The sequence below is a fragment of the Qipengyuania sp. JB2-7 genome (assembly GCF_055693485.1).
Map to the genome: position 1 here is coordinate 258,978 of NZ_CM146335.1, position 25,581 is coordinate 284,558.

22 protein-coding genes, 1 tRNA gene and 2 pseudogenes are annotated in these 25,581 nt (G+C 57.9%); 16 read left to right on the plus strand and 9 right to left on the minus strand.

Annotated features, from left to right (window positions below):
* The first annotated feature begins 3 nt into the window (after positions 1-3).
* The 3 genes from ACZ1GM_RS01185 (at position 4) to ACZ1GM_RS01195 (ending at position 2,077) form a co-directional block, all read left to right on the plus strand.
* Positions 4-1,017, plus strand: a complete 1,014-nt coding sequence (locus tag ACZ1GM_RS01185; RefSeq protein ID WP_472677394.1) for an agmatine deiminase family protein — start codon at positions 4-6, stop codon at positions 1,015-1,017.
* A gap of 42 nt (positions 1,018-1,059) precedes the next feature.
* Positions 1,060-1,194, plus strand: a complete 135-nt coding sequence (locus ACZ1GM_RS01190; RefSeq protein WP_472677395.1) for a hypothetical protein — start codon at positions 1,060-1,062, stop codon at positions 1,192-1,194.
* Positions 1,195-1,300: 106 nt separating this feature from the next.
* Positions 1,301-2,077 (plus strand): DUF1223 domain-containing protein, encoded by a 777-nt coding sequence (locus tag ACZ1GM_RS01195; protein ID WP_472677396.1) that lies wholly within the window; start codon positions 1,301-1,303, stop codon positions 2,075-2,077.
* Between the two features lie 119 nt (positions 2,078-2,196).
* Here ACZ1GM_RS01195 and ACZ1GM_RS01200 read toward each other — a convergent pair whose 3' ends face one another.
* From ACZ1GM_RS01200 to ACZ1GM_RS01215, 4 genes are all read right to left on the minus strand, one after another.
* Entirely contained in the window at positions 2,197-2,844 is a 648-nt protein-coding gene (locus ACZ1GM_RS01200) for a sulfite exporter TauE/SafE family protein (protein ID WP_472677397.1), read from the minus strand.
* Complete coding sequence (gene thrS, locus ACZ1GM_RS01205) at positions 2,795-5,017, minus strand: threonine--tRNA ligase (protein WP_472677398.1); 2,223 nt, start codon at positions 5,015-5,017, stop codon at positions 2,795-2,797. The genes ACZ1GM_RS01200 and thrS overlap by 50 nt, the downstream gene beginning before the upstream one ends.
* Positions 5,018-5,253: 236 nt before the next feature.
* Positions 5,254-6,489: an alkaline phosphatase D family protein gene (locus ACZ1GM_RS01210; protein ID WP_472677399.1), complete on the minus strand. Its 1,236-nt coding sequence runs from the start codon at positions 6,487-6,489 to the stop codon at positions 5,254-5,256.
* The gene (locus ACZ1GM_RS01215; protein WP_472677400.1) at positions 6,416-6,931 is read right to left on the minus strand and encodes a PhoD-like phosphatase N-terminal domain-containing protein; all 516 of its coding nucleotides are present in this window, start codon (positions 6,929-6,931) and stop codon (positions 6,416-6,418) included. Before ACZ1GM_RS01215 ends, ACZ1GM_RS01210 begins: the two co-directional genes overlap by 74 nt.
* 186 nt (positions 6,932-7,117) lie before the next feature.
* On the opposite strand from ACZ1GM_RS01215, the gene ACZ1GM_RS01220 reads away from it, so the two are divergent.
* The 9 genes and pseudogenes from ACZ1GM_RS01220 (at position 7,118) to ACZ1GM_RS01260 (ending at position 18,153) form a co-directional block, all read left to right on the plus strand.
* A complete protein-coding gene (locus ACZ1GM_RS01220; protein WP_472677401.1) occupies positions 7,118-7,726 on the plus strand; it encodes a hypothetical protein in 609 nt (202 codons plus the stop codon).
* Positions 7,723-7,914, plus strand: a complete 192-nt coding sequence (locus ACZ1GM_RS01225) for a helix-turn-helix transcriptional regulator (protein ID WP_472677402.1) — start codon at positions 7,723-7,725, stop codon at positions 7,912-7,914. Before ACZ1GM_RS01220 ends, ACZ1GM_RS01225 begins: the two co-directional genes overlap by 4 nt.
* 89 nt (positions 7,915-8,003) lie before the next feature.
* Positions 8,004-8,456 carry a DUF898 family protein gene (locus tag ACZ1GM_RS01230; protein ID WP_472677403.1) on the plus strand — a complete coding sequence of 151 codons (453 nt, stop codon included), beginning with the start codon at positions 8,004-8,006 and terminating at the stop codon, positions 8,454-8,456.
* A gap of 28 nt (positions 8,457-8,484) precedes the next feature.
* The gene (locus tag ACZ1GM_RS01235) at positions 8,485-9,105 is read left to right on the plus strand and encodes a DUF898 family protein (RefSeq protein ID WP_472677404.1); all 621 of its coding nucleotides are present in this window, start codon (positions 8,485-8,487) and stop codon (positions 9,103-9,105) included.
* An 18-nt stretch (positions 9,106-9,123) separates the two neighbouring features.
* The gene (locus ACZ1GM_RS01240; RefSeq protein ID WP_472677405.1) at positions 9,124-10,236 is read left to right on the plus strand and encodes a M48 family metallopeptidase; all 1,113 of its coding nucleotides are present in this window, start codon (positions 9,124-9,126) and stop codon (positions 10,234-10,236) included.
* Between the two features lie 56 nt (positions 10,237-10,292).
* Positions 10,293-11,045: an alpha/beta hydrolase gene (locus ACZ1GM_RS01245; protein ID WP_472677406.1), complete on the plus strand. Its 753-nt coding sequence runs from the start codon at positions 10,293-10,295 to the stop codon at positions 11,043-11,045.
* 3 nt (positions 11,046-11,048) lie between these two features.
* Positions 11,049-11,915 carry a tetratricopeptide repeat protein gene (locus tag ACZ1GM_RS01250; protein WP_472677407.1) on the plus strand — a complete coding sequence of 289 codons (867 nt, stop codon included), beginning with the start codon at positions 11,049-11,051 and terminating at the stop codon, positions 11,913-11,915.
* A 253-nt stretch (positions 11,916-12,168) separates the two neighbouring features.
* Positions 12,169-16,857 (plus strand): annotated as a pseudogene (locus ACZ1GM_RS01255) (NAD-glutamate dehydrogenase).
* 69 nt (positions 16,858-16,926) lie between these two features.
* The gene (locus ACZ1GM_RS01260; RefSeq protein ID WP_472677408.1) at positions 16,927-18,153 is read left to right on the plus strand and encodes an NAD(P)/FAD-dependent oxidoreductase; all 1,227 of its coding nucleotides are present in this window, start codon (positions 16,927-16,929) and stop codon (positions 18,151-18,153) included.
* Here ACZ1GM_RS01260 and queG read toward each other — a convergent pair.
* The gene (gene queG, locus ACZ1GM_RS01265; protein WP_472677409.1) at positions 18,137-19,204 is read right to left on the minus strand and encodes a tRNA epoxyqueuosine(34) reductase QueG; all 1,068 of its coding nucleotides are present in this window, start codon (positions 19,202-19,204) and stop codon (positions 18,137-18,139) included. The two genes, ACZ1GM_RS01260 and queG, sit on opposite strands and share 17 nt — an antisense overlap.
* 50 nt (positions 19,205-19,254) lie before the next feature.
* Here queG and ACZ1GM_RS01270 point away from each other — a divergent pair, with 50 nt between their 5' ends.
* The 4 genes from ACZ1GM_RS01270 to msrB all read left to right on the plus strand — a co-directional run bounded on the left by ACZ1GM_RS01270 (position 19,255) and on the right by msrB (position 23,652).
* Positions 19,255-20,274, plus strand: coding sequence for an ABC transporter ATP-binding protein (locus tag ACZ1GM_RS01270; protein WP_472677410.1), 1,020 nt, complete (start codon positions 19,255-19,257; stop codon positions 20,272-20,274).
* Positions 20,271-21,515: an ABC transporter permease gene (locus ACZ1GM_RS01275; RefSeq protein WP_472677411.1), complete on the plus strand. Its 1,245-nt coding sequence runs from the start codon at positions 20,271-20,273 to the stop codon at positions 21,513-21,515. Before ACZ1GM_RS01270 ends, ACZ1GM_RS01275 begins: the two co-directional genes overlap by 4 nt.
* A 129-nt stretch (positions 21,516-21,644) precedes the next feature.
* Positions 21,645-22,985: a cytochrome P450 gene (locus tag ACZ1GM_RS01280; protein ID WP_472677412.1), complete on the plus strand. Its 1,341-nt coding sequence runs from the start codon at positions 21,645-21,647 to the stop codon at positions 22,983-22,985.
* 169 nt (positions 22,986-23,154) lie between these two features.
* Positions 23,155-23,652, plus strand: a complete 498-nt coding sequence (gene msrB, locus ACZ1GM_RS01285) for a peptide-methionine (R)-S-oxide reductase MsrB (RefSeq protein WP_472677413.1) — start codon at positions 23,155-23,157, stop codon at positions 23,650-23,652.
* A gap of 33 nt (positions 23,653-23,685) precedes the next feature.
* Here msrB and ACZ1GM_RS01290 read toward each other — a convergent pair whose 3' ends face one another.
* From ACZ1GM_RS01290 to ACZ1GM_RS01305, 4 genes and pseudogenes are all read right to left on the minus strand, one after another.
* Positions 23,686-24,321 (minus strand): PilZ domain-containing protein, encoded by a 636-nt coding sequence (locus tag ACZ1GM_RS01290; RefSeq protein WP_472677414.1) that lies wholly within the window; start codon positions 24,319-24,321, stop codon positions 23,686-23,688.
* Positions 24,322-24,504: 183 nt separating this feature from the next.
* A tRNA-Leu gene (locus ACZ1GM_RS01295) sits at positions 24,505-24,591 on the minus strand.
* A gap of 102 nt (positions 24,592-24,693) precedes the next feature.
* Positions 24,694-24,973 (minus strand): annotated as a pseudogene (locus tag ACZ1GM_RS01300) (integration host factor subunit beta).
* Between the two features lie 172 nt (positions 24,974-25,145).
* A complete protein-coding gene (locus ACZ1GM_RS01305) occupies positions 25,146-25,487 on the minus strand; it encodes a GntR family transcriptional regulator (protein ID WP_472677415.1) in 342 nt (113 codons plus the stop codon).
* Between the last annotated feature and the right edge of the window lie 94 nt (positions 25,488-25,581).

The window sequence follows — 25,581 nt, forward strand, 5'->3', positions numbered from 1 at the left end:
TCCATGACCTTTCTGATGCCGCCCGAATGGGCACCGCAGGATTGGTTGTGGATCGGCTTTCCGCATGATGAAAGCGAGTGGGGCGATGCTTTTGCGCAAGCGCAGGAACAGATCGCAGCCTTTGCCAATGCCGTGGCGGAGAGCGGACAGGAGGTTCGCCTGCTCGTGCGCGATGCGGACAATGCGGTGCGGGCGCGGGAACTGCTCAGCGATGCCGTAACGCTAGAACAGCGGGTTTATGGAGACATCTGGCTGCGCGATACCGGCCCGCTAATCGTTGCAAATGCGCAGGGGGATCGCGCCGCCCGCCGATTTGGCTTCAATGGCTGGGGCGGCAAATATCTTATGGCTGGCGACGCAGGCATTGGCGCAGAATTGGCGCAAGATGCTGGTCTGCCGATCGAAACTTCCTCCATGATTCTGGAAGGCGGTGCGATTGATGGCGATGGCACTGGACTGGCCGTCACCACGCAGCAATGCCTGCTCAACCCCAATCGCAACCCGGATATGGACCGCACGGACATCGAAGCTGAGCTGAACCGGATACTCAGTTTTGACCGCATGCTGTGGCTTGGTGACGGTTTGATCAACGACCACACCGATGGCCATGTCGACAATCTCGCGCGGTTCGTGGCGCCGAATACGCTTGCTCTTCCCAAAGCCGCAGGAGCGGGTGACCCAAACGCGGATGTATATGCCGATGCCAAACAACGGGCTGAGGCCTTTGGCGTTATAGTCCGCGAGATTCCGTCTCCCGGACTGATTATGCGCAACGGAGCAGTCGAACCGGCCAGCTATGCGAACTTCGCCATCACAACACATCTTGTCGTGGTCCCAACATTTGGCTCGCCACATGACACAGACGGCGTTGCCGCTATCGCAGAGCTATTCCCCGACCGCGATACGATCGGCCTGCCCGCCGATGCAGTTCTGGCGGGCGGAGGCGGGTTCCACTGTGCCAGTCAGCAAATGCCCAAAACAACTAATCTGGCGGCGCAAACACCCAAACAAGGTTAATCTTTACCTTTCGTTAGGGTTCTGCGCTGCACAAGCGCGGGCATGGCAAAAGCAATCGCTCTTACCCGCGCCCAAATGGCCAACATGGTCGCAAATCCGCTTGATACGGCGCGAGCGGTTATCGTGACGTCGTGCGGTATGGCACTGCTTTTTGCTGGACCGTTCTTGCCGCTCTAAGCGGTTGCGGGCCTCACCTAATCGATATCAATTTGATTTCAGCGTAACCGGCTGAGCTTTTCGCACGAACATATTACGTGAACCCTGTCTTTTGAGGTCACGCGATATGAAACACATTCCCGCAGTCGCCCTTGGTGCTTTCGCCACAGTCGGCGCTTTACTGGCATTCGGACAACCAAGCGGTGCAACGCAAAGCCGCGCACCCATCGCGGTGGAGACCCCGGAAAGCCCTGTCGCGATAGAATTGTTCACCAGTCAGGGCTGCTCATCCTGTCCCCCGGTACCGACAAGCTCGCCGCGCGTCTCGTCAATGAAGAGAACCTCGTCATCATTTCGCGTACCGGTGACCTATTGGGATCGGCTTGGCTGGAAGGATACACTCGCCAAAGAAGCCAACACCACGCTGCAACGCCGCTATGCACGCAAAGGGCTGGCCGGTCGTAACGGCGTCTATACCCCGCAAATTGTCGTTGACGGTGTGCGCGGCACAGTCGGATCAAATGAATCTCAGGTCCGCCAGTTCATTAAGCAGTCCGCAAAGGCGCCCGCCGCTCTGGCTCTACGTCCACAAGAAGACGGGTCGGTAATCGTCGGCATTGCAGGCAAGGCATCCTCTCGCGCCGAACTGACTTTGGTCGCGCTCGACAGCCATGAAACCGTACGCATCGGGCGCGGCGAAAATGGTGGGCGCGAAGTCAGCTACACCAACGTGCTGCTCGATGAAATCAGCCTTGGCGCGTGGTCTGGAGGGCAGGCCGCCATCACTATCAATCCTGAACAGCTCCAACTGCCAGGGGCCGACCGCTACGCACTCCTCCTGCGTGGACAAAACGCTGGCCCCATCCTCGCTGCGCGCTATGTGGCGCGCGGCGGGGAGAACTGATAGCACGATTAAATCATCCACCTGCAATCGGGCGTAACAACATCCGGGTGGAGGTCCTCAAATAGCGGAGCGGTAGGACGCAAAAAACGCGGAGGGCGCAGGTGGCCGAAGTCAGTCCACTATAACAGTCTAAGCAAGGCGGCGACCGCAGCACCGGCCAAAACCAGACCGACAAAGCTGCGCCAGACCGGGTCGCTGACACGGCCCGATGCGCCATCACCTATCTTGTTGCCGATTATGACTGCGGGAAACAGCAGCGCGGCTAGTAACGTAAGTTCGGCGCGGACGATGCCTAACGCCAGAGCCGAGACAATTCCTGCGAGGCCAGCGACCGTGAACACCAGCATCATCGACGCCTTGGCGGTTTCGCGCGGCAAATCACGCCCGACATAATATGGGACCACGGGCGGCCCAGGCATTCCGGCATAGCCCGTCATTAGGCCGCTCACCAATCCGACACTTCCAGTAACGGCCTTGCCCGGAGCGGTTTCTGCGCGACGTGGCAGCAGGATCGCACCGAATGCCGACAAGGCTATGAGCGCAATGATCAAGCGTGCGAGATCGGGCGATGTGACCGCGAGCGCATAAAGACCAAGCGGCGTGAAAAGCAGCACCAAGACTGACAATGACCAAGCGGTTTTCTCGGCCCCCGTGACCAATCGTTTGACTTCAATCAGACCGATAAACAACGAAAGGAAATTGGCCACGATCACCGCCTCAATGGGCGGCAATGCCAGCGCCAGAATGGGTACCAGCAAGATCGCCATGCCGAAGCCAGTAAGGCCCCGCACGAACGCCGAGCCGAGCGCCGCCACAAGGGCAATGCCCAGTTGCGCAGCAGAATAGCCCGCCATTAGACTCGTCAATTCTGGCAAGGTTTACGCAGCCGAAGCCAGCCTGCGGCGCGTCTTCCCGCAAATCCGGTGGCGTTGCCGCAAGGGTCAGTTGCTCCAGCGCGTCATCTACCGACAGGAACTGCTGCTGCTTCTCACCCAGCGTACGCATCGCAACGGTGCCTTCCTCCGCCTCGCGCTTACCAACAACCAGAATGTGCGGGACCTTCGCCAACGAATGCTCGCGCACCTTATAATTGATGCTTTCATTGCGGAAGTCGGTCTTCACCCGAATGCCCGCTGCCTCCAACCGGTCGGCAACCCGCTGAGCGTGAGGGTCAGCATCCGATACAATCGTCGCCACCACAACCTGCGTAGGCGCAAGCCATACCGGCAGACGCCCAGCGAAGTGTTCAATCAGAATTCCAATGAAGCGCTCATACGACCCAAAGATCGCACGGTGCAGCATGACCGGGCGATGCTTGTTACCATCCTCGCCCACATAGGTTGCATCAAGCCGATCAGGCAGTACGCGGTCGCCTTGAACGGTGCCCACTTGCCACGTGCGTCCAATCGCATCGGTTAAATGCCATTCCAGCTTAGGTGCATAAAATGCCCCTTCGCCCGGCAATTCTTCCCAGCCATAGTCGTCATTGGCCATGCCCGCCTCGGCCACGGCATCGCGCAATTCCTGCTCCGCCTTGTCCCAGTCCGATTCTGAGCCGAACCGCTTTTCTGGGCGCAAAGCCAGCTTCACATGATAGTCAAAGCCGAAATCGCGATAGACACTGTCGGCGAGCTTGCAGAACGCACGAACCTCATCGACCACCTGTTCTTCAGTGCAGAAAATATGCGCATCATCCTGCGTGAACTGGCGCACACGCATTAGGCCATGCAACGCGCCATGCGGTTCGTTACGGTGGCAACAGCCCATCTCGCCTAATCGGATCGGCAGGTCTTTGTACGAGGTGATACCTTGCTTGAAGACCAGCACGTGCGCCGGGCAGTTCATCGGCTTGATTGCCATCCATTGCGCGTCGTCGGCAACTTTGGGCGCGCTTGCCGTTGCATCACCGCCCTCATCCACCTCCGGCACAATATCAGGTACCGCGAACATGTTTTCGGCATATTTGCCCCAGTGGCCGGATTGCTCCCACTGGCGCACATCCATGACCTGCGGCGTTTTGATTTCCTGATAGCCAGCCGCATCCATCTTGCGGCGCATATAGGCCTCAAGCTCGCGCCAGATGACATAGCCCTGCGGGTGCCAGAAGACGCTGCCATGCGCCTCTTCCTGCAGATGGAACAGGTCCATCTCGCGGCCCAGCTTGCGGTGATCGCGCTTGGCCGCTTCCTCCAGATTATGCAGATGCTGTTTGAGCTGTTTCTTGTTGAGCCAGCCGGTCCCATAAATACGCGTTAGCTGCGGATTGCGCTGGTCACCGCGCCAATAGGCGCCCGCTACACGCATCAATTTGAACGCTTGCGGATCGAGCTTGCCCGTGCTCGCCAAATGCGGGCCGCGGCACATATCGAGCCACGCGCCATCGCTGCCCGGTTCGCCCGACCAATAAACGGTCAGCTCTTCATTCTCGGGCAATTCCTTGGCCCATTCGGCCTTGAACACCTCGCCGTCAGCTTCCCATTTTGCGATCAAGTCTGCACGCGACCAGACCTCACGCACCAAAGGCTTGTCGGCTTTGATGATCTGACGCATTTTCTCTTCGATCGCGGGCAGATCTTCGGACGAAAAAGGCTCGCGGCTATCGGGCGCTTTCACATCATAATAAAAGCCATCGTCGGTCGCTGGGCCAAATGTGATTTGCGTACCGGGATAGAGCGCCTGCACCGCCTCGGCCAGAACATGCGCGAAATCGTGGCGCGCCAACTCCAGCGCGTCCGCTTCATCGCGCGACGTAATCAATGCTAGGTCTGCATCGCCCTCAAAAGGCCGATTGAGATCGCGTATTTCGCCATCCACACGCGCGGCCAAAGCTGCTTTGGCAAGGCCCGGTCCAATGGCCGCAGCGACATCAGCAGGTGTGCTGCCCACTTCCATCTCGCGCATGGACCCGTCAGGCAGGCTAATCTTGAGCAGTTCGGTCATCAGTATCTCTTGTCATCCGGTTTCACGCGCCCATGGCACAGCCACGCGCGCGCTTGAAGTGCGATGTCATAATTCTTACCGATTTCAGGAGGACACCGCGCCACCCGAAACCGGGTGGCGAGTGGCAAAGGGCTTAACCCACTACCAAACGCCCCCGGTCGCCCGAGGTGGTGGTAGTTGTGGTGGTCATCCAGCTGCGTGCCATGCAGGCCACATAGCCCCGGTCAGTTAAGGTTTCAAGAAAGCGCAAGTTTCTGACTGCCTGCGTCGGTCGTGATCCGCTTCGTTGCCGCAAGCCCGGTCCCGCGCTGGCGCACACCATTGAGGAATCTGTATTCGCTGCTCGCCTGATCCGGGGTCAATTCCACAACCATATAGCCTCGCTGCGCCGTGTTCGCCCATTGCAGCTGTTCGTTCTCTTGCACCAGTGCGCCCGTCACTTGCCGCTCATCAATCCCGCCAAGGAAATTCTCAAAACCCGGCGAAGTGACCGATTGCCCGCCAAACTCCACGCCGACATCCTGCCCCGCATATGTCAACTCAAACGCCCAGGCGTTATGCGTGTCACCAGCCAACGAGATGAGGTTGGCGTCCGCCTCCAAAGCCGCTTCAAACACGCGGTTGCGCGCTGCGGGATAGCCATCCCATGCGTCCATATTGAGCGGCAGGCCTGCCCGACTAGCCATGGCACCTGCAATCACCCGCTGACGGACGAAGTCTGGCACGTTGTCTGGCAGCGCATCGGCAAAGGCGACCGGCGTCGCGACGCGCCCCATCAGCACTTGCTGCGCAAGCACCTGCCATGGCTTGCCCGCACCGCGCGATGCCTTCATGCCGTCGGCCAGCCATCGCTCCTGCGCGCCGCCGAGCAGTTGGCGCCCTTCATCAGCGTATGCACCATCACGGAAAGCCATCAGCGCTGCCATCGCGGCATCGGGCGATTGCTGACCACGCAGCAGTTCAGCAAAACTCGGCGGTTTGTCGCGTGCCGTCAGGCGAGTTTCGAGCCGGAAGATCGTGGCAAGATCGCCAATCTCATAGGCTTCCCACGGATTGTCTGACACCGGCATCCATTCGCGATAGGCGCGCATCGCCGCACGCTTGCGCACATCCCAATCGCCCTCTGTTTCGGGCTGATGGTTCTGTGCACCGGTGCGATAACTATCGTTTGCGCTTTCGTGATCGTCCCAGCCCGCAATCATCGGATACATCTGATGAACGCGGCGTAGGTCAGCATCGCGGCGATAGGTGGCAAAGCGCAGCCGGTAATCAACCAAGCTGACCGTCTCGCTGGCAGGATCCAGACCCAGCCGTTCAGCCAACGCCTGTTCGCGACTGGGGTAAGTACCGGGCGCATATTCGTAGAAATAGTCGCCCGCATGATAGACCAGATCGACGTCATTCGCCTCTGCCAGATGGGCATAAGCATTGAACCAGCCAAAGCCGATATTGGAGCACGAGAAAACAGCCATCCGGAACTGGTCCGTTGGCCCCTCCGGCAGGGTTCGCGTGCGCCCAATGTCGGATGTTGCGCCGTCGGGGGCGGTGAAGCGGTAGTAATACCAGCGTACCGGGCTGCAGATCGTCCGCGACACTTTTTACGCACCAGTCCGTGTCCGGGCCTGCGGTCGCAAAGCCCTCTGACACGATCATGGTGAAATCAGCATTTTCGCTGACCGTCCATTCGAGCATGGTACTCTGGTCAGCAACAAAGCGTGTCCAGAGCAGCACAGTATTCGCCCGCGGCTCTCCGCTGGCGACTCCATGGGTGAAGCCTTTCGCGTGCATTTGCGCAGAAAGCGGTGCGGCAACCAGACCGGCCCCAAGACCCAAACCAAGCCCTCCGCTCTTCAGCAACGTGCGGCGATCCAGCGCGGTAGATGGGGGGGACTGTGGGGGTTCAGCGATGGACATATTCGGGCTCTCCTTCGGTCACCTTTTGCATGGCCCAGATGAAGCCGCGATGACAAGAGCGCGCGTCACAATCGATCATATGCTCATTCCTGTATTGACAAGTCAGCGCTCCGATAAGGAAAGGAAACTTGACATTTGCGACAATCAATGACAAGTATGCTTTCCATAAATGAAAGGAAGCTTGATATGACGACTACGAGTTCAAAGGACGTCACGTACAAGACGGGCCAAAAGGCCGGGCTCGGCGGCGCAGGCCTGGGCATTATCTTCGCACTCTGGACAAGCGGAGCAGTCAATACCGCCACGTTTGTCATATTGCTGACCATACCAGCGGCATTGTTCGGCTTTGCCTTGCGCAATATCCGGAGGCACAGGGCAACCGGTCTCGTCTCATCGGCAATGTGGCGGTATATGCGCGATTTCTTCGCCAGCATTGCACTTTACATGCTCGGCATGGGCATTGCGATTGCGCTTTGGAACGAAGTGCCCAATGCCCGCGATTACGCGCTTGCGATATCCTTGCTACCAGCCGTGCCGAGCCTCGCGATGATTTATGTCATGGGGCGTTATATCTCCGAAGAAACAGACGAATTCCTGCGCTATCGCACGATCCTTGCTGCACTGGTTGGCCTAGGCTTCGTGCTGACACTCGGCAGTTTCTGGGGCTTTATGGAAACGTTCAGCGTAGTTCCCAACATTTGGGCGTGGTGGGTCGTACCGGTTTGGGCAATCGGTTTTGGAATTGGCCAGGTCTGGTTTGCACGCCGCGACGATGCTGAAGGGGACGAGGCATGAAAAACCGCCTCAAAGTCCTGCGGGCAGAGCGCGATTGGTCACAGCAGGATCTGGCCAATCAGCTTGGCGTCTCGCGTCAGAGCGTTAACGCCATTGAGAAAGGGCGCTATGACCCCTCGCTACCGCTCGCATTCAAGATCGCTGATGTCTTCGCGATGACTATTGAGGAGATATTCGAACGCGAGTGACGCGCGGGTCTTCGTCGCAAGCTGCTTGACTTGTTGTTCAGACATCCGGACTATCGTCGGCGACAAAGGACGGGGGTCACACTACTTTTATGAATGAATATACCGAACAGGCTGCCGATAGCGCACCTGACAGCGCTTTTGGCTTTGAAGGAACATGGCAGGAATTTGCGCCAATCGCCTTCACCAATTTGTTGCTAACGATCGTTACGCTGGGCATTTATCGATTTTGGGCGACGACGCGCGAACGGCAATACCTTTGGTCGCGCAGCCGATTTGTTGACGAAAACCTCGAATGGGCGGGCACCGGCAAAGAGCTGTTTTTCGGTTTTCTGATCGTGGCGGTTTTCATTCTGATACCGTTTTCCATCATATCATTCCTACCGCAAAGCGCGATCATGCGCGGGCATGAAGGGCTCGCCGCGCTGATCACCTTCGTGATGTTCATCATCATCATATATTTCACCGGCGTCGCCCGCTTCCGCGCGCTGCGCTATCGCCTGTCGCGCACACGCTGGCGCGGGATCTCGCGGGGGCAGCGATGACCCCGGCTTCACATTCGGCCTGTCTTATATGTGGAAGTCATTTGTCGGCTATCTCGCACTCGGCCTCCTGGTTCCCTGGTCGATGGTTAGCCTATGGAACGAAAAATGGAGCAAGATGAGCTTCGGCCCGCATAAGTTCGAGGCGCATGCGGAATCGGGTGAAGTGCTGTTGCGGTTTCTGCTATTCTACCTCGCACCGTTTCTGATTTTCGTTGCAGGTGCCATCGCTGCAGCGATGGGCGCAGGCGCAGGCTACGGCCTTGGAGGCGAAACCGGAGCGGGCATTGGCGCTGGCATGGGCATCGTGATTGCGGTGCTCGTGTTTTATCTCGGCCTCGGCCTGATCGCAGTTGCGTTCTACTCAAAATTCTATGAAGTCGTCGTTGGCGGGACCAGTTGGAAGAATCTGCATTTCAGCTTCGACGCCTCGACCAAAGATTGGGTGAAGCTGCTGCTCGGTGATTTTGCACTTGTCGTCTTCACCCTTGGCGTCGGCTATATCTTCCTATCCTACCGTCATTGGAAATTCTTCATGACGCATATGGAGGCGGGCGGCGAGATTGTACTCGATGAGCTGACGCAGTCAGAGACATCTACATCTCAGACCGGCGAGGGCTTGCTCGATGCCTTTGATGTCGGCGCGATCTAAGCGTAGTCTGAGTCTGCAATGAGCGATTCAGCCTTTGAAGCGAATGCCGTCTGGTACGATGGCGTAACCGCCATTCGGCACGATGGGACCGCCACCTGGGTTCCTTTGGGGGACCCTTTGGGGGATCCTTCCGGAGTGTTGGTCCTGTCTGAACCCGGATCAGAGCCATTGCGCGTGCCGATGGATGATATGCGCTTTGCCGAGGGGCTGAAGGATCAACTGGTCTATACCCGCGAAAGCGTGCCGGACTTTCGCCTACGTCTGCCACGCGATTTGCCCCCCGGGCTAGCCCGGCATTTGCCCGCAATTGCGAACTATGGCGGGTGGGTTGACCGCATGGGATTGGGCAAAGCAGCCGTTGCGTTTGGCGTTGTCAGTGTGGCGGTGGTGGCGCTGTTTATGACCGCGCCCGATTGGCTCGGCCCACGCGTTCCCGAAAGTGTCGAACGGCGTATTGGCGATGCGATGGTTGGCGATTTTGGCAATCGTTTATGCTCGACACCAGCGGGTGACGCAGCGCTTGCCAAGATGCTCGATGCGGTTGATCCCGCCGCAACCCAGGTGCGCGCCGGTGTTGCCAATATTGACATGGTCAACGCCGTGGCACTCCCCGGCGGGCAAGTGCTGCTGTTCGATGGGTTGATCCAACAGGCTGACACTCCCGCAGAGCTCGCTGGCGTGCTCGCGCATGAGGTTGGTCATGTTCGCGAACGCCACGTGATGACCGCGATGTTGCGCCAGTTCGGAATGTCCATTCTGCTCTCTGGCGCTAATACCGGTTTTGGCGATACTCTGTTCGGCCTCGCCAGCCTTGGTTACTCACGAGATGCCGAGCGCGAAGCGGATTCCTATGCCCGCGCCCGCATGGCGGAAAGCGATATCTCGCCTCTGGGGGTCGCCAGCTTCTTTGAACGCATGGCTGATGAGGCCGGGATCGAAGAAGGCTCTGAACAAACCGCCGTCACCGGTTGGATCGCAAGCCACCCGGGACCACGTGAGCGGGCGCTCGAATTCCGCAAGGCGTCAGATGATGGCAAGACCTATCCGCCCGTCCTCAGCGAGGATGAATTCAAGGCACTCAAATCGATGTGTGCCGAGGATGAAGACGTCGAGGAATTTGAATTTTTCTGAGTGGTTCGCGCACGCCAGTTGATTTACTCGCGATAGAAAGCGAGAAGCTGTCCGCTATGAGCGCCACTACACAATTTCTCGAAATGCCAGATGGGCGGAAGATCGCCTACCTTTTGCATGAGAGGCCCGATGATAGAAGCGACCCAGCGCTCGTATTCCTGCCCGGCTATATGTCGGATATGGCGGGTGGCAAGGCGACTGCACTGTTCGACTGGGCAGTCAAAAATGGCCGAACCTGTTTGCTGATGGATTATTCCGGATGCGGAAAGAGTAGCGGCGATTTTTCCGGCGGCAGTCTTTCGCGCTGGCGCGAGGAAGTGTGCGCCCTGATCGCGGCGAAGCTGGATGGGCCGGTAGTAGTCATCGGGTCCTCGATGGGCGGCTGGCTGATGCTGCTGGTGGGTGAGGCTCTTGGTGAAAGCCTAGCCGGAATGATCGGCATCGCGGCGGCTCCGGACTTCACGCAGTGGGGTTATGACGAAGATAAACGAGCGCAATTGTCAGCGGGCGAGACGGTCTATGAAGACAACCCCTATGGCCCAGCCCCCACGCCAACATACGCAAAGTTCTTCGCCGATGCAGAGGCGCAATTACGGCTCGACACTGATATTGAGATCACGTGCCCTGTGCACCTGCTGCATGGTCAACGGGACGAGGATGTGCCGTGGGAGGTCAGCCTGAAACTGGCTGAGAAGCTGCGTTCTGATGCTGTACAGGTAACCTTGGTCAAAGACGGTGATCACCGTTTGTCGCGCGATCAGGATATCGCCCTATTGCTGCGCACGATTGCCAATCTTCCGACGGAGTAATCCATGTCGCTTGCCGCCGCCTTTCTTCTGATCGCTCAGGTTGGCCCTAACCCGGCGTTAGAGAACACGCCGATCGTACCAGAGGAACTGCGCGAACAACGCCGCCGCAATGCAGCGCAAGCTCGCGAAGCCGAGGTCGAACAACGCTCTCGGCTTGCTGAATGTCTGGCATTGGTCGCCGAAAGCGAACGGCGCGGAACGGAGTTTGCACGCGCTTGGCGTGAGAGCGCCGGAACCGACGAAGCAGCACAAGCAACACACTGCCTTGGCTTTGCTCATGTTCGCGCCCGGCGTTTTGGTGAGGCGCAAGCCGCCTTTGCGACCGCATTGGGCGAAGCCCCATCGGACAGTCCAGCATATCGCGCGCGGTTAGGCGGAATGGCCGGAAACGCCGCGATGGCAGGCGGTGAAGCTGATGCCGCTGAGAGCTTTTTTGCAGAAGCTGTCGAAGACGCACGTCTTGCAAGCGATGCTGGCCTCGCTTCTGGCCTGAGCGTTGATCATGCCCGAGCATTGGTGACCCTCGGACGCGAAGATGCCGCACAAGAGGCTCTTTCGAATGCGCGCACTCTCAACCCCGGCAGCACAAGAGCGTGGTTGCTTTCTGCGACATTATCACGGCGCATGGCCATGCTGGCGGACGCACAACGGCAAATTGAAACTGCCGCTGATTTGGACGATCAGAACCCTGCCATCGCACTGGAGGCTGGCGTGATCGCCGCACTCTCTGGTCGCCGTCAGGATGCACGGCGCAGTTTTGAAAGCGTGCTGATACTAGCCCCTGACAGCGACGAATCAGACCGCGCAACGGCGTATCTCGCCCAGCTAAGCGACATAGAGCCGGGCAGCCCGGATAATGTATCTCAATAGACAAAAAAGCTGCGCCTAGAGCGACCACTAGGCAGTTTCACCAGCCATGCCCACAGGGCTTGCGATGGTCCATCAGCGGGCCTAGAGGCGGGGAAGCGTGACGCGGTTTTCGCGTCATACTCAAATGGCGGTGCGGTCTGCGAACCAACCATCCAGCTGCGCCTTTGGAGAGAGCCAGATGGGTCTGAAAACCAAGACGAAATCGACGACTAAATCAGTGGGCCGCGCCAGCAAATTCGGGGCAGCATCCAAAATGGCCAAAACGCTTGCCAGCCACTTTGCCGAAACCTTGTTGCCGGGCGATTTGCCATTCGCAGGCAAGGAAGCCGTTGAGGCCGCTGAATTCGCGCTGCAGGCGGCGGCCAAGCGTCCGCCCAACCGATCCTCCATAACCCTTGATACGGTCACCGGTGAACGCCGCAAAATGCGCATCGCCATCGTCAATGATGATATGCCATTCCTGGTCGATTCAACCAGCGCGGCCCTTTCGGAAATGGGGCTGGCCATTGATCGCCTGGTCCACCCGATCATTCCCGTAACGCGCAACAAGGCCGGCGATCTGACGGGCATGGGCGCTGGCAAAGATGCGGTTGGCGAGTCGGTGATTTACATCGAGACCAGCCGCGTTGATGCGAAACATCGTCGCGAAGTTATGACCACTTTGCGCGCTACCATGGCTGATGTCCGCGCGGCAGTGAGTGACTGGCCCAAACTCCAAAAAGCGATGCTTGCTGATGCAGATGCGCTGAGTGCGAAAGGCGGAGATAGCGAGGGCGCACAGCTGCTGCGCTGGCTCAATGATGGCATGCTCACCCAGCTTGGCCATGTGACGCGCAAGCGGGATGGCTCGACTGTCAAACCACTCGGCATCTGCAGGAAAAGCGCAGCCGAATTGCTCTCCGACGAATCCTATGCGCGCGCCATAAAGTGGTTCGAAAAAGGGCTCGGCAAGGCGAAAAACCAAGTCCTGGTGATCAAGGCGAACTTGTCCGCGCTTGTTCACCGCCGTGTACCGCTCGATCTGTTCATCGTGCCAGTGCGACAAAAAGGCAAAGTCACCGCCTTATCTGTTCATGCAGGTGTTTGGACCAGCGCTGCGCTGGCCGCGCCGCCGCGCGAAATTCCGCGCCTTGGCGCACAGATGACGCGCATCATGAAGCGGCTGGATTTTGAAGCGGGCAGTCATGCGGGGAAAGCGCTCGTGCATGCGCTCACCGCTCTGCCGCACGATCTGTTGATCGGATTTCCTGAGAAGGATGTTGAACGCATCGCAACCACCATGATGGGGCTGGTGGATCGGCCAAGACCGCGCCTTGCACTGGTTCAGGCACCGCTTGCCCGGCATTTGTTCGCTTTTGTCTGGTTGCCCCGCGACATGCTGGCGACGCAGATACGCCTGCAGATTCAGGCTCTGCTGGAAGAAAGTGCGTCTGCCACAATGCTCGATTGGAGCCTCGAAGTCGAAGGCGGCAATCTCGCGACACTGCGCTTCGTTCTGGACGTTCGCAAAGGCGATCCTGCGCCTGATGAAGCGGCGATTGACGTCAAACTGCAAACCATGCTGCGCGGATGGGGCGAGGCGGTCGAAGCGGAACTGACTGACATTGACGGCCCAAGCAGATCGGCGGCGCTGGCCGCACGCTGGGCCGATGCGTTCCCGCAAGCCTATCGTTCTCACTATGGCGCACGCGAAGCGGCACTGGATATCGGGCGGCTGCACACGCTTGGTCATCACGGCGATGATGATCCGGGTGTGATGGGCGCGGCGCTACGCGACACGAGACTCTATCTGATTCAACGTGACGGCAAGACACAGCTCGGATTGAAACTCTATCAGGCAGAGGGCACGTTGCCGCTGTCCGATGCAGTGCCGACGCTGGAGAATTTTGGTTTCCACGTACAATCGGAAGTTCCAACTGTGCTTGGCGATGGTGAGCTGGGCACAATTCATGATTTTAGCCTCGAACTGGGCGCGACGCTCAACGCCGACACCCTCATTGCACGGGCTCCGGCTATTGAAGGTGCGATCACTGCCGTTCTGAATGGTGATGCGGAAAATGATGTCTTCAACCGGCTCGTGACAGAGGCTTCGCTCGGCGCTCAGGAGGCGTCCTGGCTGCGCGCCTTTTACCGCTATCTGCGTCAGACGGGCACCAGCTTCACGATTTACACTGTAGTGGACGCACTTAGCAGCGCAGCAGGGGTGACCCGTGCCCTGATCGCCTTGTTCCGCACCCAACACGATCCAGAGTTTTCAGGGTCGGAAAAAGCACGGCAGGCCGCAGCGGACGAACAACGCAGCGCTATCAAACGCGGCCTTGCCAGCGTGAAAGCGATCAATGATGACCGTATCTTGCGGCTCTATCAGTCGCTGATAGAAGCGGTACTGCGAACCAACACGTTCGCCCCGGTACCGCGCGCGAGGCACTGGCATTTAAGCTTGATTCTTCGCTCGTTCCCGGCCTCCCCAAACCCGTGCCATGGCGCGAGATTTTCGTATATTCCCGCCGCGTAGAGGGGATTCATTTGCGCACCGGAGCAATCGCAAGAGGGGGCTGCGCTGGTCAGATCGCCGTGACGATTATCGCACCGAAATACTCGGCCTGATGAAAGCGCAGCGGGTCAAAAATGCCGTGATAGTTCCAACCGGGGCGAAGGGTGGTTTCTATCCCAAGCAATTGCCCAACCCCGCGCTGGATCGCGATGGCTGGGCCGCAGAGGGGCAGGCGAGCTACGAAGTCTTTATCCGCACATTGCTGTCGGTCACAGACAATATCGTCGACGACACAGTCGTGCATCCCGATCAGGTCGTCATTCATGATGGCGAAGACCCATATTTCGTCGTCGCGGCTGACAAGGGAACAGCACGCTTCTCTGACGTTGCAAATGCTATCGCTGAGAGCCACAATTTCTGGCTCGATGATGCCTTCGCCAGTGGCGGCTCCAATGGCTATGACCACAAGGCAATGGGAATTACCGCGCGCGGCGCATGGCTCTCGGTTCAGCGGCACTTCCTGGAACAGGGAATTGATGTTCAGACTGACCCGGTCGAGGTCGTCGGCTGCGGCGATATGTCAGGCGATGTGTTTGGCAATGGCATGCTGCTGTCTAAAGCCATTAAGCTGGTCGCGGCATTCGATCATCGGCATATCTTTATCGATCCGACGCCCGATCCGGCGGCAAGCTGGAAAGAGCGCAACCGCATGTTCGCGCTGCCTCGATCAAGCTGGGAGGATTATGATCCCAAGCTGATTTCAAAAGGCGGCGGCGTCTACCGCCGAGACAGCAAGAGCATCACTTTATCCAAAGCAGCCCAAACGGTTCTGGGCATTGACGACAAGGTCATCGGGCCAGACGCTCTCATCTCTGCGATCCTGAAAGCGCCTGCGGACCTCATCTGGTTTGGCGGCATCGGCACATACATCAAGGCCGAGCGTGAAACCCATACGCAGGTCGGTGATCCTGCCAATGATGCACTGCGCGTTGATGCCGGCGAGGTACGCGCTAAGGTCGTTGGTGAGGGCGCCAATCTGGGCGCCACGCAAGCTGGGCGCATTGAATTCGCACTGGCCGGTGGGCGAATAAACACCGACTTCATCGACAATTCCGGTGGCGTCGATTGCTCCGACAATGAAGTTAACATCAAGATTGCGCTGGCGGCGGCACGGCGGGCCGGACGCATCTCCGAAAAGCGCCGCAACGCACTGCTCGAAGACATGACCGAAGAGGTCGCTGAGCTGGTGCTGGATGACAACCGCTTGCAAGCGCTCGCTCTGTCGGTAGCCGAATCTGGCGGAGCGCGGGCAATGGCATCGCATATCCATTTGATCGGCACACTAGAGTCAGATGGTAGCCTTGATCGCCGGACCGAAGGGTTGGCCGAAGATCAGGCACTGCAACGCCGCGCGGCGGACGGTACCGAGGACTGACCCGCCCAGAGCTTGCGGTGCTGCTTTCTTCATCCAAGCTGGTCATGCAGGATGCGATTGAGGAGAGCGATCTGCCAACCGATCCGTCGCTCGATGCCGTTCTGATAAACGCCTTCCCCAAACCGATGCAGCGTACATATAAGGCGCAGATAGAGGGGCACCGGCTCAAGCGCGAGATCAAGGCAACCAAGCTTGCCAACACGATCATCAACCGTCTCGGGATCATTCATCCGTTCGAATTGGCCGAGGAAGAAGGTGTCGATTTGGCGGATGTCGCGGCCGCCTTCGTAACGGCTGACGCGCTGTTCAACCTTACCGATTTGTGGGAAGCGCTTGAAATAGAAAAAATGCCAGAAAGCGCACGTATCGCGATGTTTGATCGTGTCGCTGCGGCAACCGGCAATCTTATGTCTGACGTTCTGCGATCAACCGCTGGCAATGTCACACCCAGCGAGCTTGTCGACACGATTGGCAAACCGATTGCGGTGCTCACCAAGGCGACAACCGACCTGTTGTCGGCCGAAGCAAGGCAGCAGTCCGACATTCTCAAGGCCAGCCTGGTTGAAACCGGCGCACCGCCCGCACTGGCCGCTCGCGTCACACATCTGTTTGAAATGGATGGCGCTGTTGGTCTGGCGATCTTGTCACGCGACACCAGCCTGGATGCACGCCAACTAACCAGCGCATTCACTGCCATTGGTGAACAATTGGGCCTTGATTGGGCGCAAAGCACCGCCGCGATGATGAACCCCTCCGACGTATGGGAACGGCTGCTGGTCGATGGCCTCGCCCGCGACTTTCAGCATATGCGGCTTGAGCTCGTCAGGCGCCTGTCCAAACGGAAAGGTGCAGCCAAAGATATGTCGGCCATGGTTGCCAAGTGGGTGTCGCAAAACGATGCCTCAGTGAAGCAATTCCGCTCCATGATCGGGCGCGCACAAACACAACCGATCATCGCCCCGGCCATGCTTGCACAGATTGCCAGCATGGCGCGCAATTTGCTGATCCGCTGACGGTTCGCTGGCAGATGCGGTTAACACCTGACGCTTGACCACTGAACGATTTGCCGCAAGGTCATTGCTATGGAATCTGCTGATGTCATCATCGTTGGGTCGGGGCACGCTGGCGCGCAAGCCGCGATTGCACTGCGCCAGGCCGGACATGAGGACAGCATCCTGATGCTGAGCCGCGAGCACACGCCGCCTTATGAGCGGCCACCGCTTTCCAAGGAATATCTTGCTGGCGAGAAGCCGTTTGAAAAAATCCTGATACGTCCGGAGTCATTCTGGGCAGAACGTAATGTGGCACTGCACCTTGCCAGCAATGTCGCAGAGATCGATCCGGTGGCGCATGAGGTGGTGCTGGGCGATGATATCCGTATCGGGTATCGCAAGCTGATCTGGGCTGGCGGCGGTAACCCGCGCCAGATATCATGCCCCGGGGCAGAACTGAGCGGCATTCATGCGGTCCGCAGCAAGCGCGATGTCGATGCTTTGATAGCAGAGCTCAAGGCAGGCGCGAAGAAAGCGGTCGTGATTGGTGGCGGCTATATCGGACTGGAAGCAGCCGCAGTGCTACGCAAGCTTGGCTGCGATGTTACGCTGGTTGAATCGCTCGATAGAGTGCTCAGCCGGGTCGCCGGACCAGAACTTTCTGAATTTTATCAGGCAGAACATCGGCAACAGGGTGTGACCATGCGACTTGGTACATCGATCGAAAAAATCGAAGGCGAAAATGGCAGGGTTAGCCATGTGGTAACCGGTGATGGCGAGCACTTACCCTGTGATGTCGTGATCGTCGGCATCGGCATCGTACCAGCGGTCGGACCGCTCATTGCAGCCGGTGCATCGGGCACCAACGGTGTGGATGTCGATGCATTCTGTCGCACGACGCTCGATGATATTTACGCGATTGGCGATTGCGCTGCGCATGCCAACCCCTTCGCCGACAACGCCGTGATCCGGTTGGAATCGGTGCAGAACGCGCATGACATGGCGACCTGCACAGCCAAGGCAATTATGGGCGACAAGCAGCCCTATGACGCAATCCCGTGGTTCTGGTCGAACCAGTATGATTTGCGTTTGCAAACGGTTGGCCTGTCACTGGATTATGATCACACGGTGATGCGCGGAGACCCCGCAGATCGGAAATTCTCGGTCGTCTATATGAAAGAGGGTCGCGTCATCGCGCTCGATTGTGTCAATAACACCCGCGACTATGCACATGGACGCAAGCTGATCGAAGCACGCACAGAAGTCGCACCGGAAATTCTCGCCAATCAAGACAATCCGCTCAAAGAGCTTTGGTAAGACGGTTGGCCGCCCATGCCGCGGCATCTGCTACCACCGGATCAGAATCGTCGCATAGCAACCGGACCTGCGGGATAAGCGCGGCATTCGCGCTATTCCCCGCCGCATAAAGGCAATTGCGCACGAACCGGTCTCGCCCGATCCGTTTGATCGGTGATCCTGAGAATTTCGCGCGAAAAGCGGCATCATCGAGCGTGAGTAATTCCGCCAAATCCGGCGCAATCAGATCATCGCGCGCGACCAGCTTCGTATGCGTATGCGCGGTGTCGGCAAACTTGTTCCACGGGCAAACTGCCAGGCAATCGTCGCAGCCATAAATGCGGTTACCCAACGCCCCGCGAAATTCCTCGGCAATCGGGCCTTTATGCTCGATCGTGAGGTATGAAATGCACCGCCGCGCATCAAGTTGGTACGGCGCTGGAAAGGCGTTGGTCGGGCAGGCGATCTGGCAATCATTGCAGGAACCACAGCGATCATCATGCTGCGCGTCCGACGCGAAGGGAATGGTCGAGTAAATCGCGCCCAGAAACAGCCAGTTTCCATGATCGCGGCTGACCAGGTTAGTGTGTTTGCCCTGCCAGCCAATTCCCGCTGCCTCGCCCAACGGCTTTTCCATCACCGGCGCAGTATCGACAAATACCTTAAGGGCGCTGTCGGGCACCTCCGCAATCATCCAGCGCGCCAATGCCTTCAGCGCCTTCTTCACGACATCGTGATAATCGCGGCCACGCGCATAGACCGAAATGCGCGCCTTCTCGCCATCCCCCTCCAACGCCAGCGGATCGACCTCTGGCGCGTAGCTCATGCCCAGCGCGATCACACTGCGCGCCTCCGGCCATAGTCCCTGAGGGGACGCACGCTGAACCTTGCGCTTTTCCATCCATTCCATTGACCCATGCGCGCCATCGCCCAGCCATTGCTCCAACCTCTCGGTGCGCTGAGCCTCTTCGCTGGCCGCAGCGAACCCGACCGTGGCAAAGCCCAGCCGCAGCGCTTCCTCGCGCAATCGGCTCTGCAAATCATGAAGAGAATGGACGTTTTCGTTAACCAAACTTACTGCCGCTCCGGGTAAGGCGTTACAGTTAATGCGCGGGAATGCTCATGCAAAGCACAATTGTCACCGCCGATGGGTCGGCTTCATCCACGAATGCCAAGGCGCAAAGCAATCGCCCGCTTGCCATCGAAGCGCGCGGGCTGGTCAAACGCTTTGACGATACGCTGGCCGTTGATGGAGTAGACATCTCCGTACCCGAGGGCGCGATTTATGGCATTCTTGGCCCCAATGGTGCTGGCAAGACGACGACTTTGCGCATGCTGCTTGGTATTATCGATCCCGATGATGGCGTACGGCGGGTGTTTGGTCATGATCGTCCGCACGATATCTCGCGGCTTATCGGGTATCTTCCCGAAGAACGTGGTCTTTACCCCGCAATGAAATGCGATGAGGCAATCGCGTTTCTGGGCGCGCTACGTGGTCTGCCGCTGGATGAAGGGCGTAAGCGCGGTCGTGAACTGCTCGAACGGCATGGTCTCGGCCATGCTATCGACCGGCAAATTCGCCAATTGTCGAAAGGTATGGCGCAAACGGTTCAGCTACTCGGCACGCTGGTCCACCGGCCAAAGCTGGTTGTACTTGATGAGCCGTTTAGCGGCCTTGATGCTATCAATCAGGGCAAGCTGGAAGTCATGATCCGTGAGCTGGCGGCGAAGGGAACTACCGTGATCTTCTCTACCCATGTTATCGCCCATGCAGAGCGATTGTGCGAAGGTATTGCGATCATCGCTGGCGGGAGAGTGCCGTTTGCTGGCCAAGTGGACGAAGCCCGCGACCGTATCCCGGCGCAGGTACGGCTCGAAACCGCCAAGGGCGATGGCCCATGGCGCGCAGCCTTCCCGGCAGATGCCAGGCATGATCACAAATCTGGCGGCGGGCATTTCTGGAGTTTTGCCGTTCCCGAAACTGGCATTGAAACACTGCTCAAAAGTCTGATCGAAGGGGAGGCTGGTATCCTTTCACTTTCCATCGAAAGGGCCGGTCTGCACGATGCATTTGTCGAGATTGCGGGCGAGGCGGCCGCGCGCGCACTGGAAGAAAACAATGCCGCAGGAGCCGGTCAATGAGCCAAGATATAATTGCCAGCTCTCGTCTCAGCCTGTGGCAAGCCGCATGGGTTGTCGCCCGCCGCGATTTCCTCGCCATTCTATTTAGCCGTGCGTTCTTTTTCTTCCTGTTGGGACCGCTCTTCCCGATCATCGTTGGCGGTCTGGCTGGCGGCATTGGCGGACAGGTCCAGCGCGAAGCAACCGTCAACACAATCGCTGTTGCGATGGCAGAGGCGGACAATGCTGCATTGCTTTCCGCGCGTGAAGCCGTGCAAGAACAAATGCCCGGCCTGCCCATGCTTGAGGTTGCAGAAGACTTGTCGAAAGCGCCCGCCGACATTCTCAAGGAACCGGGTGCTGGTTATGCCGCCGTCGTCAGCGGCACACTCGACGCGCCCGTGCTTACCGGAACGAACGGGCAGATCGCCAAATGGGATGGCGCAGTGGCCATGTTATCTGCCTTTGCGAAAGGCGAGGCACCAACGCAATTCCCGCAAGTATTGGCAGAGCCCGTCGTCAGCAGCGCAGCCGCTGATCGCAGCGACCGGATCAAAACCGCACAAGCCGGGCAGCTATTGCTGTTCCTGTTGATGATGCTGCTTGCCGGCATGGTGCTGTCCAATCTCGTCGAGGAAAAAGCCAATAAGATCATAGAGGTACTTGCCGCCTCCATTCCGATGGATTCAGTGTTCCTCGGCAAGCTCGTGGCGATGCTCGGCGTATCCTTTGTTGGCATTACAGTATGGGGTTTCTTCGGCAGCCTCATCGTGATTTTTGGAGGGGAAGCCTTGCCGCAATTGCCCGCGCCCGCAGTTGGCTGGCCACTATTCCTCGCACTAGGCATCGCCTATTTCGCGTTCGGCTACCTGTTGCTCGGCTCGCTGTTTCTAACGATTGGCGGGATGGCAACCACCGTACGCGAAGTGCAGACGCTTTCCATGCCGGTCACCATGATGCAGCTGCTGGTGTTCTTCCTCGCAGCCTTTGCGATGACGGATCCGGGCTCTTTGCTTGAGCTGATCGCGGTCGTCTTTCCGCTTAGCTCCCCCTTCGCGATGCTCGCACGCGCCGCACAGTCGGAGGAGATCTGGCCTCACCTGCTTGCAATCCTCTGGCAGGCAACCTGCGTACTAATCTTTGTCAAAGCCGGTGCCGCACTATTCCGCCGCCGCGTAATGAAATCCGGCCCGGCGAAATCTGGCAAGAAAGGCAGGGTGAGCGAAACACGCTTTACAGGTCAAAACGCTGCTAAGGCGTAGGCCGTTAAGCGTGGGCTGGAACCAGTCCCGATTTGCAACGCACTATTGACATTACGGTCAGTATGACCGGATACTCCGCCTGACTGTGGATTTGGCCATGACGAGCTGAACGAGTCGGGAGAGAACGCCATGGCCACACTTGCGCCGCAACGACCAGAATGCCGGACTTCACCCACCGCCTATCAGGCGCTGAAAGAGCATTTCGCCAAACATCCTGAACAACGCCCAGAGCATCCGCATAAATGGGATGTCAGCCGTTCGGACATCTATTTCAACGATACGTGGCAGCCAATCTTTGCCGAAATGCAGGAGGCTGGCCCCCTGCATTACATCCCGGAAAGCCCCTATGGCCCCTATTGGGCGGTGGTTGGCCACAAGGCTATTCAGCATATCGAGGCGCTTCCCGATACATTCTCCTCAAGCTGGGAATATGGCGGGATCACGATCCTTGAGCGACGGGAGGATGACGCGGCGCAGGGCGAAGGCGGCGTGGGCGCGCGCGAATTGCCAATGTTCATCGCGATGGACCGGCCCGAGCACACCGGCCAACGCCGCACAGTTGCACCCAAATTCACACCTAGCGCGATGGGCGATATGGAAATTGAGATTCGCGCCCGCACCGGCGAATTGCTCGACTCCCTCCCGCGCGGGAAAGTGTTTGACTGGGTCGATACCGTATCAATCGAGCTTACAACCGGAATGCTCGCAATCCTGTTTGGCTTTCCTTGGGAAGACCGGCGTTTGCTAACCTTCTGGTCCGATTGGTCAGGCGATACTGAGCTGGCGGGTGTGCCCGAGCTTGATGATATGCGCTGGAGCCTCCTTCACGAGATGGGTGCCTATTTTCAGGCCCTATGGATTGAGCGCACGCACGATAAAGAGCCGGGCAATGACCTGATATCGATGATGGTCCATTCCGAAGCGATGAATCAGATGCGACCTGAAGAGTTTATCGGCAATCTGGTGCTTCTGATCGTTGGCGGTAACGACACCACGCGCAACACCATGAGCGGCATTGTCCACTCGCTCGACAAATTTCCCGATCAGCGCAAATTGTTCGAAGAGAACCCAGATCTGATCCCCAATGCAGTGCAGGAATGCCTGCGCTATCAGACGCCGCTGGCACATATGCGCCGGACCTGCACAGAAGATACAGAAGTGTTCGGCGAAACCATCAAGAAAGGCGATAAGGTGGTTCTGTGGTATCTTGGTGCGAACCGCGAGGAAAGCGTGTTCCCCAATCCGCATACGCTCGACATTACTCGCGAAAATGCACGGCGTCATATCGCCTTTGGCTATGGCATTCATCGCTGTGTCGGCGCGCGCTTGGCCGAGCTGCAATTGCGTGTCCTGCTGGAAGAAATGCACAAGCGCCGAATGCGTGTGCATGTAGCGGGCGACGTTGAGCGCGTACGCGCCAATTTCGTCCATGGCTTCCGCAAGCTCGAAGTAGAAGTGACGAAGTTCTGATTTTCGCTTTTGAAGGTGCCAATGCCGCCCGCGCCCTCCACCCTTCCACCTGGATAGTGTCCCGGCAGGCTCCGGGTGGAGGGCGCGGGCGGCTAGGCCGGACTATGCCAAAGTGAAACCTTTTGCCCCTTTTCGACGTATAAATAGACAGGACATAAGGACACATCACATGGATCGTTCTACATCGTCACGTCGCGGCCTGTTGCGCTTTTTGAGCGCTGGTGTCGCTGCATCTGCCCTGTCAGCGTGCGGATCAAGCCCGGCCAACGCCAAGAGCTTTCCAATTTCGCGCAGTGAAGCCGACTGGCGAAACAAACTGACCAAGTCAGAATTTTATGTGTTACGGCAGGCGGGGACAGAACGACCATATTCCTCGCCCCTCGACAAGGAAAAACGTCGCGGCACATTCGTGTGCGCAGGCTGCGGCAACAAGCTGTATTCGTCAGAGACGAAGTATGACAGCCGCACAGGCTGGCCAAGCTTTTGGAAAGCGATCGACAAGGGCGCCGTGGGCACGAGCACTGACTACAAGATCGGTTATCCGCGCACCGAAGTGCATTGCGCGGATTGCGGCGGCCATCTCGGCCACATATTCAATGATGGACCGGCACCGACTGGCAAAAGGCACTGCATAAATGGTGTCGCGATGGACTTCGTGCCAGCGTGAGGTTCTTTCGGATGGCGTTCCAGTCAGGTCAGCCTATGCCGCCCAGCCTAAGCGATCTTCGCCCGCCACCAGCCAAGGGCACTGCAAGCGTGCACCGATAAGCGCCAATTCGCGCAGCGAGAAGGTTTCATCAAACACGAGTCCATATTGCCCATCTCGGCACCAGCGAACCCTTACCGGAATGTCTTTCAGGTGATCGCTTTTGAGTTTGAGCGGTTGATTAAGCGCAAAGCCTGCGTCGCATTCAATCCCGGCGCCTTGCTGTGACAGATTTTCGGCGAAACCCTCGAACCGGCTGCCATCTTGTCCTTCCAGCGTAATGGGCATCGCGATATTGAGCCGCAGACCGCGCTTGGGATAGTGCCAGTCTTCAGACAACAGATTCTCGACATTTGTGGTCTCAGCAAACGTGAAGCTAGCGCTGTCACCTTCGCCCCGCGCACGCAGCAGTTCAAAACTGGCGCCATTGCGCAGCTCCAAAGCAACGTCCAAACATTGCGGGAATTCGTGGAACATTTTGAGCGATATTCCGCTTTGCGAGACATCGCGCAAAATACAGATAAACTCGCCCCTTGCGGAGATCAGTTTGCCAGTCTGGATCAAGGTCGACTGGCGCGGCGCGGCGCGGCGCTCGCTCAGCTGACTTTCGTTGTCAATTTCAGTCGCCACTTTTTGGCTCGCTTTATTCGTGTTTGCCATACGACCCCCGTATATGCGCAAGGCTATGTGCCTTCGTGTGCACTTTCAAAGCCCCGGAAGATCGACTTAAGACACACCGGTTAATACTTGGATAAACGGGGACCTTGGCGTTGCGGCACGCCGGCATCAGAAGATGTCAGAGGGGGTGGGAATTGGTGCGGGTGGCGAGACTCGAACTCGCACGATCTAAAGGATCAGGGGATTTTAAGTCCCCGGCGTCTACCATTCCGCCACACCCGCGCAGGATACCGCCTAGCGACGGGCCATGGTCATCGCAATGCAGAAGTTCGCAAGATTTATTAAGACGCCTTGGCGCGTCACACCTGGACGCAGCCAGCAACTCTACTGATTGAGCATTTTGCGAATTTCTTTACCGGGGCGGAAATACGGAACTCGCTTCGCTGGAACGTCGACCGACTCGCCAGTACGCGGGTTGCGCCCTCTACGCGCCTCGCGTTCACGCGTTGAAAAGGCACCGAAGCCGCGCAATTCAACGCGGTACGCCCTCTGCAAGGCGATGAGATATCTCATCGAAGAAAATGTCCACGACCTGCTCAATCTCATCAGCGCGCAGGTCAGGGTTGTCTTTCGCTAACGCCGTTAGCAATTCAGAACGTATCATTACCAACCTCCAGACACTTCCGCATTTCTGCGGCGAGGAAAAATCGATCAAGCGCGATCCCTGGGTGCCGAACGGTTAATAGTCCGTTGCAACATATGCATGTTGTCAGAAAAGAATGATCCTAGCAAGCGGCATGCGATAGAATTCTCGTATCTGATAACCTTGTTTTCTCTTAGGCTTCAGCCAGTAGATCTGCCGCACTAATTCCAAGCCGATCAATCTTCTCGCGGATCGCTGGCCATTCTTCCTGCACAAATTGGCTGCGTTCGCTGGATCGCAATTTCTCCGCAGCCCCCTTCACGACATACATTCCCACGCCGCGTTGCACCGCGACAAGTCCGTCAGACTGAAACTGCTGATACGCCTTCGCCACAGTCAGCGGGTTGGCCCCTTGCTGCGAGGCGAGTGCACGCACCGATGGTAGCATTTCGCCTTCGCGATATTGGCCGTCGATTATTGCCGCTGCAATCAAATCGCGAAGCTTGAGGTAGACGGGCTTGGACTGGTTATTCATCGCACTTTCCCAACAATAGGTGATACAGTGCCATAATACAGCGGGGCGCGCAAGGTTCCCGAAAACTGGCTCAACCGAGCCATATGCGTGCCAA

Excerpts from the sequence above, each read along its gene's own strand:
- ACZ1GM_RS01185 (WP_472677394.1), top strand. The coding sequence starts at position 4 with ATGACCTTTCTGATGCCGCCCGAATGGGCACCGCAGGATTGGTTGTGG.
- ACZ1GM_RS01190 (WP_472677395.1), top strand. The coding sequence starts at position 1,060 with ATGGCAAAAGCAATCGCTCTTACCCGCGCCCAAATGGCCAACATGGTC.
- ACZ1GM_RS01195 (WP_472677396.1), top strand. The coding sequence starts at position 1,301 with ATGAAACACATTCCCGCAGTCGCCCTTGGTGCTTTCGCCACAGTCGGC.
- ACZ1GM_RS01200 (WP_472677397.1), bottom strand. The coding sequence starts at position 2,844 with ATGGCGATCTTGCTGGTACCCATTCTGGCGCTGGCATTGCCGCCCATT.
- thrS (WP_472677398.1), bottom strand. The coding sequence starts at position 5,017 with ATGACCGAACTGCTCAAGATTAGCCTGCCTGACGGGTCCATGCGCGAG.
- ACZ1GM_RS01210 (WP_472677399.1), bottom strand. The coding sequence starts at position 6,489 with ATGGCTGTTTTCTCGTGCTCCAATATCGGCTTTGGCTGGTTCAATGCT.
- ACZ1GM_RS01215 (WP_472677400.1), bottom strand. The coding sequence starts at position 6,931 with ATGTCCATCGCTGAACCCCCACAGTCCCCCCCATCTACCGCGCTGGAT.
- ACZ1GM_RS01220 (WP_472677401.1), top strand. The coding sequence starts at position 7,118 with ATGACGACTACGAGTTCAAAGGACGTCACGTACAAGACGGGCCAAAAG.
- ACZ1GM_RS01225 (WP_472677402.1), top strand. The coding sequence starts at position 7,723 with ATGAAAAACCGCCTCAAAGTCCTGCGGGCAGAGCGCGATTGGTCACAG.
- ACZ1GM_RS01230 (WP_472677403.1), top strand. The coding sequence starts at position 8,004 with ATGAATGAATATACCGAACAGGCTGCCGATAGCGCACCTGACAGCGCT.
- ACZ1GM_RS01235 (WP_472677404.1), top strand. The coding sequence starts at position 8,485 with ATGTGGAAGTCATTTGTCGGCTATCTCGCACTCGGCCTCCTGGTTCCC.
- ACZ1GM_RS01240 (WP_472677405.1), top strand. The coding sequence starts at position 9,124 with ATGAGCGATTCAGCCTTTGAAGCGAATGCCGTCTGGTACGATGGCGTA.
- ACZ1GM_RS01245 (WP_472677406.1), top strand. The coding sequence starts at position 10,293 with ATGAGCGCCACTACACAATTTCTCGAAATGCCAGATGGGCGGAAGATC.
- ACZ1GM_RS01250 (WP_472677407.1), top strand. The coding sequence starts at position 11,049 with ATGTCGCTTGCCGCCGCCTTTCTTCTGATCGCTCAGGTTGGCCCTAAC.
- ACZ1GM_RS01260 (WP_472677408.1), top strand. The coding sequence starts at position 16,927 with ATGGAATCTGCTGATGTCATCATCGTTGGGTCGGGGCACGCTGGCGCG.
- ACZ1GM_RS01270 (WP_472677410.1), top strand. The coding sequence starts at position 19,255 with ATGCAAAGCACAATTGTCACCGCCGATGGGTCGGCTTCATCCACGAAT.
- ACZ1GM_RS01275 (WP_472677411.1), top strand. The coding sequence starts at position 20,271 with ATGAGCCAAGATATAATTGCCAGCTCTCGTCTCAGCCTGTGGCAAGCC.
- ACZ1GM_RS01280 (WP_472677412.1), top strand. The coding sequence starts at position 21,645 with ATGGCCACACTTGCGCCGCAACGACCAGAATGCCGGACTTCACCCACC.
- msrB (WP_472677413.1), top strand. The coding sequence starts at position 23,155 with ATGGATCGTTCTACATCGTCACGTCGCGGCCTGTTGCGCTTTTTGAGC.
- ACZ1GM_RS01305 (WP_472677415.1), bottom strand. The coding sequence starts at position 25,487 with ATGAATAACCAGTCCAAGCCCGTCTACCTCAAGCTTCGCGATTTGATT.